Genomic DNA, 15630 nt, shown 5'->3' with positions numbered 1-15630 from the left:
GTCTCTAGTCTCTCTCTTCGGAGTTCGCGTCGCCCTGCTCGGTGGCGCTGCGCTGGAGAAGCGCGAGGAACATCGCATCCGTGCCGTGGCGGTGTGGCCACAGCTGCACCCGCCCCGAACCGTCTTCGGCGAGGTCGATCGGCGACTCGGAGACGCCCCGGAGCACGGCACGCGCATCGATCTCGGTGATGTCGGTGCGGCTTCGGAGCACCTCCTGCACGACCCCCGTGGTCTCGGCGAGATGCGGCGAGCAGGTCACGTACGCGACGATCCCGCCGGGCGCGAGAGCGCCGAGCGCCGACTTCAGGAGTTCGACCTGCAGGGGCACGAGCTCGGCGACATCGGCAGGGGTCTTGCGCCAGCGCGCCTCGGGCCGCCGCCTGAGGGCGCCGAGGCCGGTGCACGGCGCATCGACGAGGATGCGATCGAATGCGCCGGGGTGGGTGACGCCGAACGAGCGCCCGTCCTCCTCGTGCACCATGACCTCGCCCGGTACGCCGCGCAGGGCGTTGCGGACGAGACGTGCCCGAGTCGGGATGACCTCGTTGGCCTCGAGCGTGACATCGTGCTCGCGGGCGATCGCCGCGAGCCGCGCGGTCTTGCCGCCGGGACCTGCACACAGATCGAGCCAGCGCTCGCCCGAGGCGATCGGCGCGGCCGCCGCCAGCGCGAGTGCCACCAGTTGAGAGCCCTCGTCCTGAACGCGGACCGTGCCACCGGTCGCGGCGATCACACGATGCGGATCGCCGCCGGGCGATCCGTAGGCCGTCGGAGCGTACGGGCGCCGCGGCTCACCCGGCTCCGCGAGTCCGGGGAGCGCCACCAGGGTCACCTCCGGAGAGGCGTTATCGGCGTCGAGGAGCTCGTCGAGTTCGTCGGCTCTTCCCTCGGCGGCGAGAGCGCGTCGCAGCGATCGGATGACCCAGACAGGGTGCGCGGAGCGGAGTGCGAGACGCTCGTCATCGGACCGCGCTGAACCCTCGATGCGCTCCTCCCACTCCCCCGGTGTCTCGCGGGAGATCCGGCGCAGCACGGCGTTCGCGAAGTTCGATGCGCCTCGCCCCTGAGTCGAGGCGACCAGATTCACGGACTCGTTCACGGCGGCGTGAGAGGCGACGCGTGTGGCGAGCAGCTGATGCGTGGCCAGACGCAGCGCATCGAGCACGGCGGGGTCGATCTCCTCCGCCGGACGATCGGCGGCCGCGGCGATGATCGCATCGTAGGTGCCACGACGACGGAGGGTCCCGTACGCGAGCTCTGTCGCGAGGGCGGCGTCCTGCGGATCGAGGCGCGCCTCGGCGATCGCCGGAGGCAGGATCAGGTTGGCGTAGGCATCCGACTCGGAGACCGCTCGCAACACGTCATAGGCCACCCGACGAGCAGGCTGCACCGTGCGCTGCGGCCCGCGAGGCTGGTCACCGCGCTGGCCCTGAGGCTGACCGCCCCGCGCCTGACCGCCGCGCTGCCCGTGCGGTCGACCCTGCGACCGGTTCTGCGCACCACCCGGACGACCGTCGCGACGCTCGGCGTCTTCCTGGCCGCTCATGCTCCGGCTCGCAGACCGTCGGTGTCGCGCTGGCCCCGCCACCAGTCGACCGCGTTCATGGCTCCCTTGCCCGCCGGCTGCACGCGCGTGACGGAGAGGGGCGTCGAGCCGGTGCCGATGAGGAGCGCCGTCTTCGTCGCGGCGATCTCTCCCGGTTCGAGGGCGGCGTGGTCGCTCGACGGTGCAGCCTCGAGTACCTTCACGCGGAGACCGTCGACGGTGGTGTGCGCTCCCGGCTCGGGAGTGACGCCGCGGAAGCGAGCGAACACCTGTGCGAGGGGCTGGCTCCAGTCGAGCAGACCGTCATCGAGCGTCAGCTTCGGCGCCAGGCTCGGCTCTCCGTGCTGCGGCACCGCGTGCGCAGTACCGTCGGCGATGGCCCCGACCACTTCTGATGTCAGCTGTGCCCCGTCGATGGCAAGGGCCTCGAGGGCCGCGTCGGCTGTCGCCCCCGGTGCCACGTCGACGACGCGCGTGGCGAAGACGTCGCCTGCGTCGAGGGCGGGTACCAGCTGGAAGACGCTCGCTCCGAGCTGGGCATCGCCGGCGATCAGTGCGCGCTGCACGGGAGCGGCGCCGCGCCACTGGGGCAGGAGCGAGAAGTGCAGGTTGATCCACCCCTTCACCGGCGTGGACAGCAGCGGCTCTCGCACGAGGCCGCCGTATGCGACGATCACGCCGAGCTCGGGCTGCAGCGCGGCGATCGCCGCGGTCGCCTCGTCATCGAGACGTGCCGCCTTGATGATCGGCAGACCGAGGTCGGCTGCTGCCTGAGCGACCGGCGACGGTGTCAGCACTCGCTTTCGGCCCAGGGGGGCATCCGGTCGCGTGACCACGGCCGCGATGTCGTGCTCGGCCGCGAGGCGGCGGAGTGTGGGAACGGCTGCCGACGGTGTGCCGGCGAAGACAAGGCGCATGAAGGTGCTCCGGAGGGATGCGGTGTGTGGATCGGGTGAGATCGGATCGGGCGGACTGATCAGAGCTCTGGGTCGAGGATATCGAGCCGAACCGAGAGCGTGCTCCGAGTCGACTTGCCCTTGCCTCGGCGATTGCTGACGGCTTCGGCGACGACGGCCGCACGCAGCGCCGCCGCGACCTTGGCTCCGGCGCCGTACTCGAATCGGACGAGCGCGCGCACGCGAGGCGGATAGTCGTCGGACTCGAGGGGCACAGGCCCCAGGACCGCGTCAGACGGCAGGGCGAGCTCCTGGAGCGCGGCCAACGCACGGCCGACGGCCGCTGCGGACCCCTCGACCAGGGCGACACGCGCGGCAGGAGGCATGTGCAGGGGTGCGCGCTCCGCCAGCTCAGCGCGTGCGTAGCCCGACTGGTTCCAGGTCGCGAGCGCTCGTGCGATCGTGCCGTCGACTCCGACGAGGTGGATGGGCGCCCCCGGAGCAGCGAGCGCGGCCGCGTTCGACCACCACCGCAGACAGGCCTCACCGATGCGAAGATCCGGTGCCTGGAGCATCCGTGGACCGTCGAGCAGCACCACTGCGCGATAGCCCCCTTCGGCGAGCGGCTCGGCGCCGCGCGTCGCGACCACGAGCGCCGGCTTGTCGGCGACGTGCTCGACCGGGTGCGCGCTGTCGGCGACGATCACGCGGACGCCGGGAAACGCCTTGCCCAGCTCGTCGGCGGTGCGCTCGCTTCCCGACGACGCCAGACGCAGCTTGGTCGACGAGCACGTCGGGCAGGCCCAGGCACGCGCACCCCGGCCGCACCAGGCGCACACGGGAACGGCGCCGCGATGCTTGGCGCCCAGCGGCCCGCCGCAGTGCGCGCATCTGGCCGGAGCGCGACACTCCGCACACACGAGGGACGGCGCGAAACCGGGGCGCGAGACCTGCACGAGAACCGGGCCCTCGGCTGCGGCGTTGCGTGCCGAGAGGAACGCCGACGACGGCATCCGCTGCGCTGTCGGCGCATCCATCTCTTGCGGTGTGCTCAGGATCACCCTCGGCATCACCCGCCGTGCGGCCCGCACGTCCTGCAGGTAGCCGTGCGCGACGAGGCGTTCGACGTCCGTCGTGCGGGTGTGGCCGACGAACAGCAGGGCCGAGTCCTCCTGTTCCTGACGGAGCAGCGCGGCATCTCGGGCGTTGATGTAGGGCGCGAGCGGCTCGCCGAGCAGCGGATCGCCGTCATCCCACACCGCGACGAGCCCGGCGCGCACCGGAGCGTACACGGCCGAGCGGTTGCCGACCACGATGCACGGAGCATCCTCGAGTGATCTGAGGAACGAGCGGTATCGATCGGGGTTCGTCTGCCGTGAGTCGTATCGCACGACGGCCTCGGGCGGAACGAGCGACCCGAGCGCGGCGAGCAGAAGATCGAGGTCCCGATGATCCGGCACGATCAGGATGCTGGAGCGTCCGGCTGCGAGCATCCGCGTCGCCGCCGAGGCCAGCAGAGCCGTCCAGCCCGGCTCGCCCCGGTGCTGCACCGGGATCGCCTCGACCGCGGCCCTGCCGGCGTCCTCGAGGACCTCGTCGAGGTGGTCGTACGTGGCGAGGAGCGAGGCGGCGTCGGCGACGGCCTCATCGGTCGGCACGGGCGCCGGTGTGTCCGCGGTCCAGGCCTTCTCGACCCGCACCTGACGCTTGGGGATGACGAGACGCAGCACGTCCGACGCCGACCCCGCCGCGCGGTCGGCTGCGCGACGAGCCAGCCGGTAGGTGCGTTCCGGAAGCACGGGCACCGGCGACACGACGCTCTCGACCTCGGAGAGAGGCCTGTCGGCGTCGTCCTCGGTATCGATCTCGACCACGTACCCGTCGATCACGCGGCCGGCGGTGCGAAGCGGCACTCGCACGCGCACCCCGATCGGCACGTCTCCGAGCTCTGGCGGCAGCGCGTAGTCGAAGAGCCGGTCTAGCTGCGGAAGCGGCGAGTCCAGCAGCACGCGCGCGATGCGACGACTCTCGGCCGTCATGAGCGGATCGCCATCAGGCCCGCGCTCCGTCAGAGGCCTGCAGCGCGCCGCAGCTCTTCAGCGCGGTCGGTGCGCTCCCAGGTGAACTCCGGCAGCTCGCGGCCGAAATGCCCGTAGGCGGCTGTCTGCGCATAGATCGGGCGCAGCAGATCGAGGTGCTCGATGATCGCCTGCGGGCGGAGATCGAAGACGTCGTCGATCGCGCGGGTGATCGCCTCGTCCGACACCTTGCCGGTGCCGAAGGTCTCGACGTAGAGACCCACAGGGCGTGCGACGCCGATCGCGTACGCGACCTGGACCTCGAGCCGGTCGGCGAGTCCTGCCGCGACAGCGTTCTTCGCGACCCAGCGAGTCGCGTAGGCGCCCGAACGGTCGACCTTCGACGGATCCTTGCCGCTGAACGCGCCGCCACCGTGCCGCGCTGCGCCACCGTAGGTGTCGATGATGATCTTGCGGCCGGTGAGGCCGGCGTCGCCCTTGGGTCCGCCGGTCACGAACGGACCCGCCGGATTGATGTAGTAGGTGATGTCGTCGAGGTCGAGTCCTGTGGTCTCGAGGATCGGGTCGATCACGTGCTCGCGCACCTGCGCCTTGAGCTCGTCCTGCGAGATCTCGGGGTGATGCTGGGTCGACAGCACGACGGCGTCGACGGTCTTGGGCGTGAAGCCGTCGTACCCGAGCGTGACCTGCGTCTTGCCGTCGGGGCGGAGGAACGGCAGCGCGCCGGAGCGGCGGACCTCGGCAAGTCGCTCGGCGATGCGGTGCGCGGTCCATGCGGCCATCGGCATCAGCTGGGGCGTCTCGTTCGTGGCGAACCCGAACATGATGCCCTGGTCGCCTGCACCGAGTCCGTCGAGCGGATCGACGGATGAGCCGTCGCGGTGCTCCTGGGCGTTGTCGACGCCGTGGGCGATGTCGGTCGACTGCTCGCCCACCGAGATGCTCACGCCGCAGGAGTCCCCGTCGAAGCCGGTGTCGCTCGACGTGTAGCCGATGCGGTTGACGACCTGTCGGACGATGGTCGGGATGTCGACGTACGCCTCGGTGCGGATCTCGCCGGCGACGTGCACGAGACCGGTCGTCACCAGCGTCTCGACCGCGACGCGTGAGCCGGGGTCTTTCGCGATGAGTCCGTCGAGGATGCTGTCCGAGATCTGGTCGCAGATCTTGTCTGGGTGCCCCTCGGTGACGGACTCGGACGTGAACAGACGCAGCGCGCTCATCAGGGCTCCAGAACGGAATCGGACAGCAGGAATGGGGTGGCTCCCATGATGGACCGCACCGCCGACATCAGTCGGCGGTGCGGTCATCGGACGTCACTCGGCGTGACGGAGGCGGAGCTTGTCCTCGTTGATCTCGTGCAGAGCGATGGTCAGCGGCTTGTCCTCGACGGAGGAGTCGACGAGCGGACCGACGTTGTCGAACAGGTTGCCCTCGTGGAGGTCGGAGTAGTAATCGTTGATCTGACGCGCGCGCTTGGCGGCGTAGATGACGAGCTCGTACTTCGAGTCGACGCGGTCGAGCAGGTTGTCGATGGGGGGATCGATGATTCCGTTGGTGTGGTGTCCGGCCATGGTGGGACCTCCTGATCAGGCGACGGGATCGTCGCGAAGACTGTGCAACGGCGCGCGAAAACGCTCAGCGCGCAGAGCTTGAAGACAATTCTACGACCTCTGCGGCCGCAGCGGCGACGTCCTCGTTCACGATGAGGTGATCGAACTCGTTCTGCGCGGCGAGTTCCACCTTCGCGGTGCGCAGTCTGCGAGCACGTTCCTCGGCCCCCTCGGTGCCTCGACCGACCAGTCTCTGAACCAGTTCGTCCCAGGTCGGCGGCAGCAGGAAGATGAGCGTCGCGGCCGGCTCGGCCTTGCGCACCTGGCGGGCACCCTGCAGGTCGATCTCGAGCAGCACCGTCTTGCCTGCTGCCAGTGCGGCATCGATCGGGGCGCGGGGCGTTCCGTATCGCGACCTGTTGTGCACGACCGCGTACTCGAGAAGCTCGTCCTCGGCGATCAGCCGATCGAACTCCGCGTCGTCGACGAAGTAGTAGTGCACGCCGTCGATCTCGCCCGGGCGCGGCGCACGGGTCGTCGCCGAGACAGACAGATGGATCTCGGGGTTGTGCTCGCGGATATGGGCTGCGACCGTGCCCTTGCCCACAGCGGTCGGGCCGGCGAGCACCAGGAGGCGGCTTCGTGCGCCGCGCGGCTGCAGGAGCGGGAAGCGCGAGTCGAGCCACTGCGAGAGCGCCACCCGCTGCCTGACGCCGAGCCCCCCCAGTCGCTTGACCGCTGAGATGTGCAGCTCCGCCAGGATCCGGTCGCGTTTTCCCGCGCCGATGGCGGGGAGAGCGAGCAGGAAATCCGTGATGCGCATCGAGCCCTCGACCGAGTCGGGGTCGGCAGTGGCCCGTTCGAGCACGGACTGGGGAGTCACGACGCGCGTGGTCAGATCGCGCTTGAGAGACGCGCGGGCACGACGCCGCTCGACCGCTTTGCGGGCGGCGGCGGCGCGGTCGACCTCGGGGACGGGACGGGACTCAGCCACGGCCGGCCTCCCTGTACTCTGCGACGCGTGCGTCGATGGCGGCGGCGAGACCGGTCGGTCCGGCCGAGAGGATGCTGCGGCTCTCGCTCGCGATGACCGCGGGGCTCATCGAGCCGAACCGACGGTGGAGGTCTGCCGGAGTCGCACCCTGCGTGCCGAAACCGGGAGCGAGGATGGGTGCCATCGGGACGAATGCGGCGATGCCGGCATCCGTCCACTCCACGGTCGCTCCGATGACGAAGCCGAAGCTCCCCCACTCGCCCGTCTCCGTGTGCTCCGCATTGCGTGCCGAGACGACCGAGATGATGTCCGCTGACACGGCGCGGCCGGTCTCGGAGACCGAGCGCTGCAGTGTCTGCGCCTCGGGGTTGCTCGTGGCGGCGAGCACGAAGAGGCCCTTGTCGTGCTCCTCGGCGAAGGCGAACGCACCGTCGAGCGCACCGACGCCGAGGAACGGGTTCACGGTCAGGGCGTCGGCCTCGAGCGGAGATCCCGGCGTGAGCCACGCCGCAGCATACGCATCCATGGTCGAGCCGATGTCGCCGCGCTTCGCATCCGCGATGACGACGAGTCCGGCCGCACGCGCAGCCGCGAGCACCTCCTCGAGGGCTGCGATACCCGCGGAGCCGAAGCGCTCGAAGAACGACACCTGCGGTTTCACGATCGCGGCACGGCCGGCAGCGGCCTCGACGGTGCGCAGCCCGAACTCGCGGACGCCGGAGGCGTCGTCACCGAGTCCCCAGGCCGTGAGCAGCGCCGCATGCGGGTCGATTCCCACGCACAGCGGGCCGTGCGCCGCGAGGGCGGCACGGACCCGTTCGCCGAAGCGTGCGCTCACAAAGCGGCCTTCCGGTCGAGTGCGTACTCCTGAAGGCTCTTCACCTGGAAGCCCTCGTGCGCTGCGTCCATGCCGCTCACCGCAGCGCCGAGCACCGCCATCGTGGTGAACAGCGCCTTGTCGGCCGCGACGGCGGCCGCGCGGATCTCGTAACCGTCAGCGCGCGCCGCGCCACCCGAAGGCGTGTTCACGACGATGTCGATCGACCCGTCGTTGATCAGGTCGACGATGTTGGTCGCGCCCGATTCCTGGGTCTCGCTGTACTTCTCGACCACGGTCACCGCGATGCCGTTGCGCGAGAGGATCTCGGCCGTACCCTCGGTGGCCACGATCGTGAACCCGAGCTGCTGCAGACGGTGCGCCGGCAGGATCACCGCGCGCTTGTCGGAGTCGGCCACCGAGATGAACACGGTGCCCGAAGTCGGCATCCCGCCGTACGCGGCCGCCTGGCTCTTGGCGAACGCGGTCGGGAAGTCGCGGTCGATGCCCATGACCTCACCCGTCGAGCGCATCTCCGGGCCGAGGATCGAGTCGACGGTCTTGCCGTCGGCCGTGCGGAACCGCTTGAAGGGAAGCACCGCCTCCTTCACCGAGACAGGGGCGTCGAGTGGCACACGCGAGCCGTCCTGCTCGGGAAGCATGCCTTCGGCGCGGAGCTCCGCGATCGTCGAGCCGACCATGATGCGGCTCGCGGCCTTCGCCATCGGAATGCCCAGCGCCTTCGAGACGAACGGCACCGTGCGGCTCGCGCGCGGGTTCGCCTCGATGACGTAGAGCACGCCCGCGCTGATCGCGAACTGCACGTTCAGCAGTCCGCGCACGCCGACGCCCTTGGCGATCGCGAGGGTCGCCTCGCGCACCCGATCGATATCGGTGCGGCCGAGCGAGACCGGCGGCAGAGTGCAGCTGGAGTCGCCCGAGTGGATGCCGGCCTCTTCGAGGTGCTCCATCACGCCGCCGATGTACAGGTCGGTGCCGTCGTACAGCGCGTCGACGTCGAGCTCGATCGCATCGTCGAGGAACCGGTCGACGAGCAGGGGCTTGCCCTCCTCGATGATGACCTCGCCCGCGGTGCGCACGAAGTACTCGCGCAGTGACTCCGCGCTGTAGACGATCTCCATCCCGCGCCCGCCGAGCACGAAGCTCGGACGCACGAGCACGGGGTAGCCGATCTCGTCGGCCACCGCCACCGCGCCGTCGGCGTCCACGGCGGTGCCGTGACGCGGCGCGATGAGACCGGCCGAGTCGAGCAGCTGTGAGAACAGCTCGCGCTCTTCGGCGATGTCGATGGCCGCGGGGCTCGTGCCGAGCACGGTGTAGCCCGCGGCCTCGATGCCCTTCGCGAGACCCAGCGGCGTCTGGCCGCCGAGCTGGCAGACGACGCCGAGGATGGTGCCGCTGGCGGCTTCGGCATCGAGCACCTCGAGCACGTCTTCGAGCGTCAGCGGCTCGAAGTACAGCCGATCCGACGTGTCGTAGTCGGTGGACACGGTCTCGGGGTTGCAGTTGACCATGATGGTCTCGAAGCCGGCATCCGAGAGCGCGAATGACGCGTGCACGCACGAGTAGTCGAACTCGACGCCCTGGCCGATGCGGTTGGGACCGGATCCGATGATCACGACCTTGGTGCGATCCGACGGGATGACCTCGGTCTCGAAGTCGTAGCTCGAGTAGTGATACGGCGTCAGAGCCGGGAACTCGCCGGCGCAGGTGTCGACCGTCTTGTACACCGGGCGGATGCCGAAGCCGTGGCGCACGCCGCGGATCTCTGCCTCGGCATCGCCGCGAAGCTGCGCGATCTGCGCGTCGGAGAAGCCGTGCTCCTTGGCGTAGCGGAGCGTTGCCGCGTCGAGCTCGGGCGCCGTGCGCACGGTCTCGGCGACCTCGTTGATCAGCACGATCTGGTCGATGAACCACGGGTCGATCGCGGTCGCCTCGAACGCCTGCTCGACCGTCGCACCCTTGCGCAACGCCTGCTGCAGGGTGATGATGCGACCGTCGGTCGGGATCTTCGAGATCTCGAGCAGCTCGGCTGCCGAGCGGCTCTCCTCACCCCAGTGGAAGCTCGAGCCTCGCTTCTCGAGCGAGCGCAGCGCCTTCTGCAGGGCGGTCGCGTAGTTGCGGCCGATCGCCATCGCCTCACCCACCGACTTCATGGTGGTCGTCAGCGTCGCATCGGCGGCCGGGAACTTCTCGAACGCGAATCGCGGCACCTTGACGACGACGTAGTCGAGCGTGGGCTCGAAGCTCGCCGGAGTGACACCCGTGATGTCGTTGGGGATCTCGTCGAGACGGTAGCCGAGTGCGAGCTTGGCCGCGAGCTTGGCGATCGGGAACCCCGTTGCCTTCGAGGCGAGGGCGCTCGAGCGCGAGACGCGCGGGTTCATCTCGATGACGATGATGCGGCCGTTGCTGGGGTCGACGGCGAACTGGATGTTGCAGCCACCGGTGTCGACGCCGACGGCGCGGATGATGTCGATGCCGATGTCACGGAGCTTCTGGTACTCGCGGTCGGTGAGCGTCAGAGCCGGGGCGACGGTGATCGAGTCGCCCGTGTGCACGCCGACGGGGTCGACGTTCTCGATCGAGCAGACGACGACCGTGTTGTCGGCCGTGTCGCGCATGAGCTCGAGCTCGTACTCCTTCCAGCCGAGGATCGACTCCTCGAGCAGCACCTCGGTGGTCGGAGAATCGCGCAGACCGGCACCGCCGATGCGGCGCAGGTCCTCTTCGTCATAGGCGAAGCCCGAGCCGAGACCGCCCATGGTGAACGAGGGGCGCACGACGAGCGGGTAGCCCAGTTCGGCCGCACCCGCGAGCAGGTCGTCCATCGTGTGCGCGATGATGCTGCGGGCGACATCGGCTCCGGCATCGAGCACGAGCTGCTTGAAGATCTGGCGGTCTTCGCCCTTGTTGATCGCCTCGAAGCTCGCGCCGATCAGCTCGACATCGTACTTCTCGAGGATCCCGTGGTTGTGCAGCTCGATCGCGGCGTTCAGGGCGGTCTGCCCGCCGAGGGTCGGAAGGATGGCGTCTGGGCGCTCCTTCGCGATGATCGTCTCGATGACCTGCCACGTGATCGGCTCGATGTACGTCGCATCGGCGAAGTCGGGGTCGGTCATGATCGTCGCCGGGTTGGAGTTGACCAGGATGACCCTGACGCCCTCTTCGCGCAGGACGCGGCACGCCTGGGTGCCGGAGTAGTCGAACTCGCAGGCCTGACCGATGACGATCGGGCCGGAGCCGATGACGAGAACGGAGTTGATGTCGTCGCGCTTGGGCATTACTTGGCGTCCTTCTTGCTGGCGATGACCATGTCACGGAACCGGTCGAAGAGATAGTTGGCGTCGTGCGGGCCGGCGGCGGCCTCCGGGTGGTACTGCACCGAGAACGCGGGGATGTCGAGGGCACGGAGACCCTCCACGACGTTGTCGTTCAGACCCACGTGGCTGACCTCGACCTTGCCGTAGCCGTGTGGGCTGTCGAACGAACCCTCCAGGGGTGCATCCACGGCGAATCCGTGGTTGTGAGCGGTGATCTCGACGCGCCCGGTCGACTTGTCGAGCACCGGCTGGTTGATTCCGCGGTGGCCGAACGGCAGCTTGTACGTGCCGAGTCCGAGTGCCCTGCCGAGCAGCTGGTTTCCGAAGCAGATCCCGAAGAACGGGAGCCCGTCGTCGAGCACCGAGCGCAGCAGTTCGACGTGGTCCCCCGAGGCAGCGGGGTCGCCGGGGCCGTTCGAGTAGAAGACGGCGACGGGGTCGATCGCGCGGATGTCGTCGATCGTGACGTCCTGGGGCAGCACGTGCACCTCGAACCCGCGGGCCGCGAGGTTGTCGATCGTGGCCTGCTTGACTCCGAGATCGAGGACGGCGAGGTTGCCTACCCGCTCCCCCATCGCCGTCGTCACCGTGGCGACGTCGACCGAGACCTGCGACGAGAGGTTCTGACCGGCCATCTGGGGCGCCTGGCGCACGAGGCGCAGCTGCTCTTCGGCATCGAGCTTCGCGGCGTCGCCCGAGAACACGCCACCGCGCATCGACCCGGCCGAGCGGATGTGACGGGTGATCGACCGGGTGTCGATCCCGCTGATGCCCACGATTCCGTCGCGTTCGAGGATCTCGTCGAGCGAGGCGTTGGCCCGCCAGTTCGAGACGACGCGCGAGGGGTCGCGGACGATGTAGCCGGCCACCCAGATGCGACGAGACTCGCGGTCTTCGTCGTTCATGCCGGTGTTGCCAATGTGCGGTGCCGTCTGCAGGACGATCTGACCTGCATACGAGGGATCGGTGAGCGTCTCCTGGTAGCCGGACATGCCGGTGGCGAAGACGACCTCGCCGAAGGTGGTGCCTCGCGCGCCGTATGCACGGCCCGTGTGGCGTGTTCCGTCTTCGAGGACGAGGACGGCGGGTTCGGGGAGGGCTGTCATGACGTTGCTCCTGTGTCGGGGGCGGCGGTGTCGTCCGTGGCCGGGACGAGGCGCTGCAGTTCTGAGATGAAGTTCTGGGGGTCGCCGTCGGTGAGACGCAGATACGAGTCGACGATCGTGTCGTCGTCCGCATTCCAGGCGACGCGGACGAGTCCGCCGGGTTCCACGACGCGATCGATCGTCACCGTCGCACGGTCGACGCTCGCGAGCCGCGAGGAGGCGAGGAAGACCGTCGGCGCGCCGTCGAGGCAGAGTGCGAGCCCGCGGTCCGTGACGGCGACCTCGCCCCTGGCCCGGTACGCGAGCGGGTGCAGGGTCAGCCGCTCGAGCGGCTGGTCGTGCTTGGTCGTCGAGACGTACAGCACCGCGTGGCGGTCGATCACTTCGGCGTGCTCCGGCACTCCGAGGGGTGCGGCAAGACCCGAGTCGCGTCGGAGTCGTCGTCGCCAGGCGGTGAACATGACGATCAGGACGAGAACCGCCGCGGCGATGGTGATCGCGATGGCGATGTCGCGTGCGCTCATGCGTTCAGCTCCTCGACGACGTCTGCGCCGTCGACCGTCAGCACCCCGCGGTGCACCGTGAACTCGACGCGGCCGGGAAGGTCGCGACCGAGGTACGGCGAGTTGACGCTGCGACCGTGCAGATCCGACTCGCTGAAGACGCCGGCGACCGACGGATCGTAGAGCGTGATCTGCGCGGGAGCACCCGCCTCCAGAGGCAGTCCGTGTCCCGAGAGGCGTCCGATCTGCGCGGGCGCGGCGCTCATCACCCGAGCGACGTCGTCCCAACCGATCAGGCCGGTCTGCACCATCGACTGGTGCACGACGCGCAGCGCGCTCTCGAGTCCGACCATGCCGTTCGCGGCAGCCTGCCACTCGCAGGACTTGTGCTCGCTCGGGTGCGGCGCGTGATCCGTCGCGACGATGTCGATGGTGCCGTCTGCGAGGCCTTCGCGCACAGCCATGACGTCTTCTTCGCGACGCAGCGGCGGATTGACCTTGTAGCGCGCGTCGTACCCGCGCACGAGTTCGTCGGTGAGCAGCAGGTGATGCGGGGTGACCTCGGCCGTGACGTCGATGCCGCGCTTCTTGGCCCAGCGGATGATGTCGACCGAGCCTGCTGTCGAGAGGTGGCAGACGTGCAGACGCGAGCCCACGTGCTCGGCGAGGAGCACATCGCGGGCGATGATCGACTCCTCGGCGACGGCGGGCCATCCGGCGAGTCCGAGCTCGGCCGACACGGTGCCCTCGTTCATCTGGGCGCCCTCGGTGAGGCGGGGATCCTGCGCATGCTGTGCGATGACCCCGCCGAAGGACTTCACGTACTCGAGCGCACGACGCATGATCAGCGGGTCGAAGACGCAGAAGCCGTCGTCGCTGAAGACGCGCACCTGGGCGCGCGATGTCGCCATCGCGCCGAGCTCGGCGAGTCGCTCGCCCTTCTGCCCCACGGTCACGGCCCCGATGGGCTGCACCGTCGCGTACCCGGCCGCTTCACCGAGCGCGAGCTCCTGCTCCACGACCCCGGCGGTGTCGGCCACCGGCGAGGTGTTGGGCATCGCGAAGACGGCCGTGAAGCCGCCGGCCGCTGCTGCCCTGGTGCCGGTGAGGATCGTCTCGGACGCTTCGTAGCCGGGTTCGCGCAGATGCGTGTGCAGATCGACGAGCCCGGGAAGGGCCACCAGACCGTCGGCGTCGATGACTCGCGCACCCGCACGGCTCAGTCCGTGGCCGATCTCGGTGATCAGACCGTTCTCCACGATGATGTCGGCGCGCTCGGCACCGAGAAGCTGTGCGCCGGTGATGACGAGGGTCTCGCTCACTGGTCTCCCCCTCGTTCGTCGTCTCGTTCTCCTGCAAGGAGCAGGTACAGCACCGCCATGCGGATGGACACCCCGTTCGTCACCTGTTCCAGCACGGTCGAGCGCGGGGAATCGGCGGCTTCGGAGGAGATCTCCAACCCTCGGTTCATGGGTCCGGGGTGCATGACAATGCTACCGTCCGGAAGGCCTGCCACACGCAGTGCGTCAAGACCCCAGCGCCTGGAATACTCCCGCTCAGTGGGGAAATACGCGGCGTTCATGCGCTCGAGCTGGATACGGAGCATCATCACGGCGTCGGGCCCGTCGGCGAGAGCCTGGTCGAGGTCGTACACGACCTTCGCGGGCCAGAGCGAGACGTTCTGCGGCACCAGTGTGGGCGGAGCCACGAGGGTGACCTCGGCGCCGAGCGTGGCGAGCAGCCAGACGTTCGATCGCGCGACCCGCGAGTGCAGCACGTCGCCGACGATCACGACCCGGATGCCGGCGAGATCGCGACCACGGCTGTCGGCTCCGAAGCGCCGCTTGCGGATCGTGAACGCGTCGAGCAGCGCCTGGGTCGGGTGCTCGTGCGTGCCGTCGCCCGCATTGACCACACCGGCCGAGATCCAGCCGCTGGTTGCGAGGGTCTGCGGCGCACCCGATGCGGGGTGGCGGATGACGACCGCATCCGCGCCCATCGCCTGCAGCGTCTGAGCGGTGTCCTTCAGGCTCTCGCCCTTCGAGACGCTCGACCCCTTGGCGGCGAAGTTGATCACGTCGGCCGACAGGCGCTTCGCGGCGGCCTCGAAGGAGATGCGGGTGCGCGTCGAGTCCTCGAAGAAGAGATTGACGACGGTCTTGCCGCGGAGTGTCGGGAGCTTCTTGACCTCGCGAGACTGCGTGTCGGACATGTCCTCGGCGACGTCGAGGATGCGCAGAGCGGTCTCGCGATCGAGGGTGCGGGTGTCGAGGAGATGTCTCATGCTTCGATCGTCACCTCCTCGGCGCTGTCGTGCTCGGCCAGCCGCACGTTGACGCGCTCCTGACGGGAGGACGGGATGTTCTTCCCGACGAAGTCCGGCCGGATCGGCAGCTCGCGGTGGCCTCGATCGACGAGGATCGCGAGGCGGACGATCGAGGGGCGACCGATCGACTGCAGCGCGTCGAGCGCGGCACGGATGCTGCGACCCGAGAAGAGCACGTCGTCGACCAGCACGACCGTCTTGCCGTCGATGCCGCCCGCAGGGATGTCGGTCGGACGAGGAGACCGCGTCGGCTGCTTCGCGAGGTCATCGCGGAAGAGCGTGACGTCGAGGGCTCCCACCGGGACCGTGGTCTGTGCGATCTCACCGATCACAGCGGACAGGCGGTGGGCGAGAGTGACTCCGCGGGTCGGAATGCCCAGCAGGACGAGGTTCTCAGCCCCTCGATTGGATTCGAGGATCTCGTGTGCGATGCGGGTCAGTGCCCGCGAGATATCGGCTTCGTGCAGCACGGTTCGTGCACTCATCGGCCGCTCCCTTCTCCGCCT

General features: G+C 69.2%; 13 protein-coding genes. All 13 read right to left on the bottom strand.

Going from position 1 to position 15630, the window contains the following annotated elements; genetic code table 11:
* Positions 1–4 precede the first annotated feature (4 nt).
* The 13 genes from ACLKOY_RS02670 to pyrR all read right to left on the bottom strand — a co-directional run bounded on the left by ACLKOY_RS02670 (position 5) and on the right by pyrR (position 15609).
* Entirely contained in the window at positions 5–1546 is a 1542-nt protein-coding gene (locus tag ACLKOY_RS02670; RefSeq protein WP_436452311.1) for an RsmB/NOP family class I SAM-dependent RNA methyltransferase, read from the bottom strand.
* On the bottom strand, positions 1543–2463 hold the full coding sequence (fmt, locus tag ACLKOY_RS02665; protein WP_436452310.1) for a methionyl-tRNA formyltransferase: 921 nt from the start codon (positions 2461–2463) through the stop codon (positions 1543–1545). The genes ACLKOY_RS02670 and fmt overlap by 4 nt, the downstream gene beginning before the upstream one ends.
* 59 nt (positions 2464–2522) lie before the next feature.
* A complete protein-coding gene (locus tag ACLKOY_RS02660; RefSeq protein WP_436452309.1) occupies positions 2523–4481 on the bottom strand; it encodes a primosomal protein N' in 1959 nt (652 codons plus the stop codon).
* A gap of 29 nt (positions 4482–4510) precedes the next feature.
* Positions 4511–5704 carry a methionine adenosyltransferase gene (gene metK / locus ACLKOY_RS02655; protein WP_363570442.1) on the bottom strand — a complete coding sequence of 398 codons (1194 nt, stop codon included), beginning with the start codon at positions 5702–5704 and terminating at the stop codon, positions 4511–4513.
* A gap of 93 nt (positions 5705–5797) precedes the next feature.
* Positions 5798–6055, bottom strand: a complete 258-nt coding sequence (gene rpoZ, locus ACLKOY_RS02650; protein ID WP_042536631.1) for a DNA-directed RNA polymerase subunit omega — start codon at positions 6053–6055, stop codon at positions 5798–5800.
* Between the two features lie 64 nt (positions 6056–6119).
* A complete protein-coding gene (gmk, locus tag ACLKOY_RS02645) occupies positions 6120–7028 on the bottom strand; it encodes a guanylate kinase (protein ID WP_436452308.1) in 909 nt (302 codons plus the stop codon).
* Complete coding sequence (gene pyrF / locus ACLKOY_RS02640) at positions 7021–7866, bottom strand: orotidine-5'-phosphate decarboxylase (protein ID WP_436452307.1); 846 nt, start codon at positions 7864–7866, stop codon at positions 7021–7023. Before pyrF ends, gmk begins: the two co-directional genes overlap by 8 nt.
* Complete coding sequence (gene carB / locus ACLKOY_RS02635) at positions 7863–11150, bottom strand: carbamoyl-phosphate synthase large subunit (RefSeq protein ID WP_436452306.1); 3288 nt, start codon at positions 11148–11150, stop codon at positions 7863–7865. Before carB ends, pyrF begins: the two co-directional genes overlap by 4 nt.
* On the bottom strand, positions 11150–12295 hold the full coding sequence (gene carA / locus ACLKOY_RS02630; RefSeq protein WP_436452305.1) for a glutamine-hydrolyzing carbamoyl-phosphate synthase small subunit: 1146 nt from the start codon (positions 12293–12295) through the stop codon (positions 11150–11152). Before carA ends, carB begins: the two co-directional genes overlap by 1 nt.
* Positions 12292–12819 carry a PH-like domain-containing protein gene (locus ACLKOY_RS02625; protein ID WP_363570435.1) on the bottom strand — a complete coding sequence of 176 codons (528 nt, stop codon included), beginning with the start codon at positions 12817–12819 and terminating at the stop codon, positions 12292–12294. Before ACLKOY_RS02625 ends, carA begins: the two co-directional genes overlap by 4 nt.
* The gene (locus tag ACLKOY_RS02620; protein ID WP_436452304.1) at positions 12816–14120 is read right to left on the bottom strand and encodes a dihydroorotase; all 1305 of its coding nucleotides are present in this window, start codon (positions 14118–14120) and stop codon (positions 12816–12818) included. The genes ACLKOY_RS02625 and ACLKOY_RS02620 overlap by 4 nt, the downstream gene beginning before the upstream one ends.
* Positions 14117–15082: an aspartate carbamoyltransferase catalytic subunit gene (locus ACLKOY_RS02615; RefSeq protein WP_140037123.1), complete on the bottom strand. Its 966-nt coding sequence runs from the start codon at positions 15080–15082 to the stop codon at positions 14117–14119. The genes ACLKOY_RS02620 and ACLKOY_RS02615 overlap by 4 nt, the downstream gene beginning before the upstream one ends.
* Positions 15079–15609: a bifunctional pyr operon transcriptional regulator/uracil phosphoribosyltransferase PyrR gene (pyrR, locus tag ACLKOY_RS02610; RefSeq protein WP_436452303.1), complete on the bottom strand. Its 531-nt coding sequence runs from the start codon at positions 15607–15609 to the stop codon at positions 15079–15081. Before pyrR ends, ACLKOY_RS02615 begins: the two co-directional genes overlap by 4 nt.
* Positions 15610–15630 lie beyond the last annotated feature (21 nt).

The organism is Microbacterium sp. K2, from assembly GCF_051365005.1.
GTDB lineage: Bacteria > Actinomycetota > Actinomycetes > Actinomycetales > Microbacteriaceae > Microbacterium > Microbacterium foliorum_B.
The sequence above is the reverse complement of the archived record's forward strand: the minus strand, read 5'-3'. Positions and strand labels throughout refer to the sequence as shown.

Bases quoted from the DNA above. Each gene is read 5' to 3' on its own strand.
- ACLKOY_RS02670 (WP_436452311.1), bottom strand. From the start codon at position 1,546: ATGAGCGGCCAGGAAGACGCCGAGCGTCGCGACGGTCGTCCGGGTGGT.
- fmt (WP_436452310.1), bottom strand. From the start codon at position 2,463: ATGCGCCTTGTCTTCGCCGGCACACCGTCGGCAGCCGTTCCCACACTC.
- ACLKOY_RS02660 (WP_436452309.1), bottom strand. From the start codon at position 4,481: ATGACGGCCGAGAGTCGTCGCATCGCGCGCGTGCTGCTGGACTCGCCG.
- metK (WP_363570442.1), bottom strand. From the start codon at position 5,704: ATGAGCGCGCTGCGTCTGTTCACGTCCGAGTCCGTCACCGAGGGGCAC.
- rpoZ (WP_042536631.1), bottom strand. From the start codon at position 6,055: ATGGCCGGACACCACACCAACGGAATCATCGATCCCCCCATCGACAAC.
- carB (WP_436452306.1), bottom strand. From the start codon at position 11,150: ATGCCCAAGCGCGACGACATCAACTCCGTTCTCGTCATCGGCTCCGGC.
- carA (WP_436452305.1), bottom strand. From the start codon at position 12,295: ATGACAGCCCTCCCCGAACCCGCCGTCCTCGTCCTCGAAGACGGAACA.
- ACLKOY_RS02625 (WP_363570435.1), bottom strand. From the start codon at position 12,819: ATGAGCGCACGCGACATCGCCATCGCGATCACCATCGCCGCGGCGGTT.
- ACLKOY_RS02615 (WP_140037123.1), bottom strand. From the start codon at position 15,082: ATGAGACATCTCCTCGACACCCGCACCCTCGATCGCGAGACCGCTCTG.
- pyrR (WP_436452303.1), bottom strand. From the start codon at position 15,609: ATGAGTGCACGAACCGTGCTGCACGAAGCCGATATCTCGCGGGCACTG.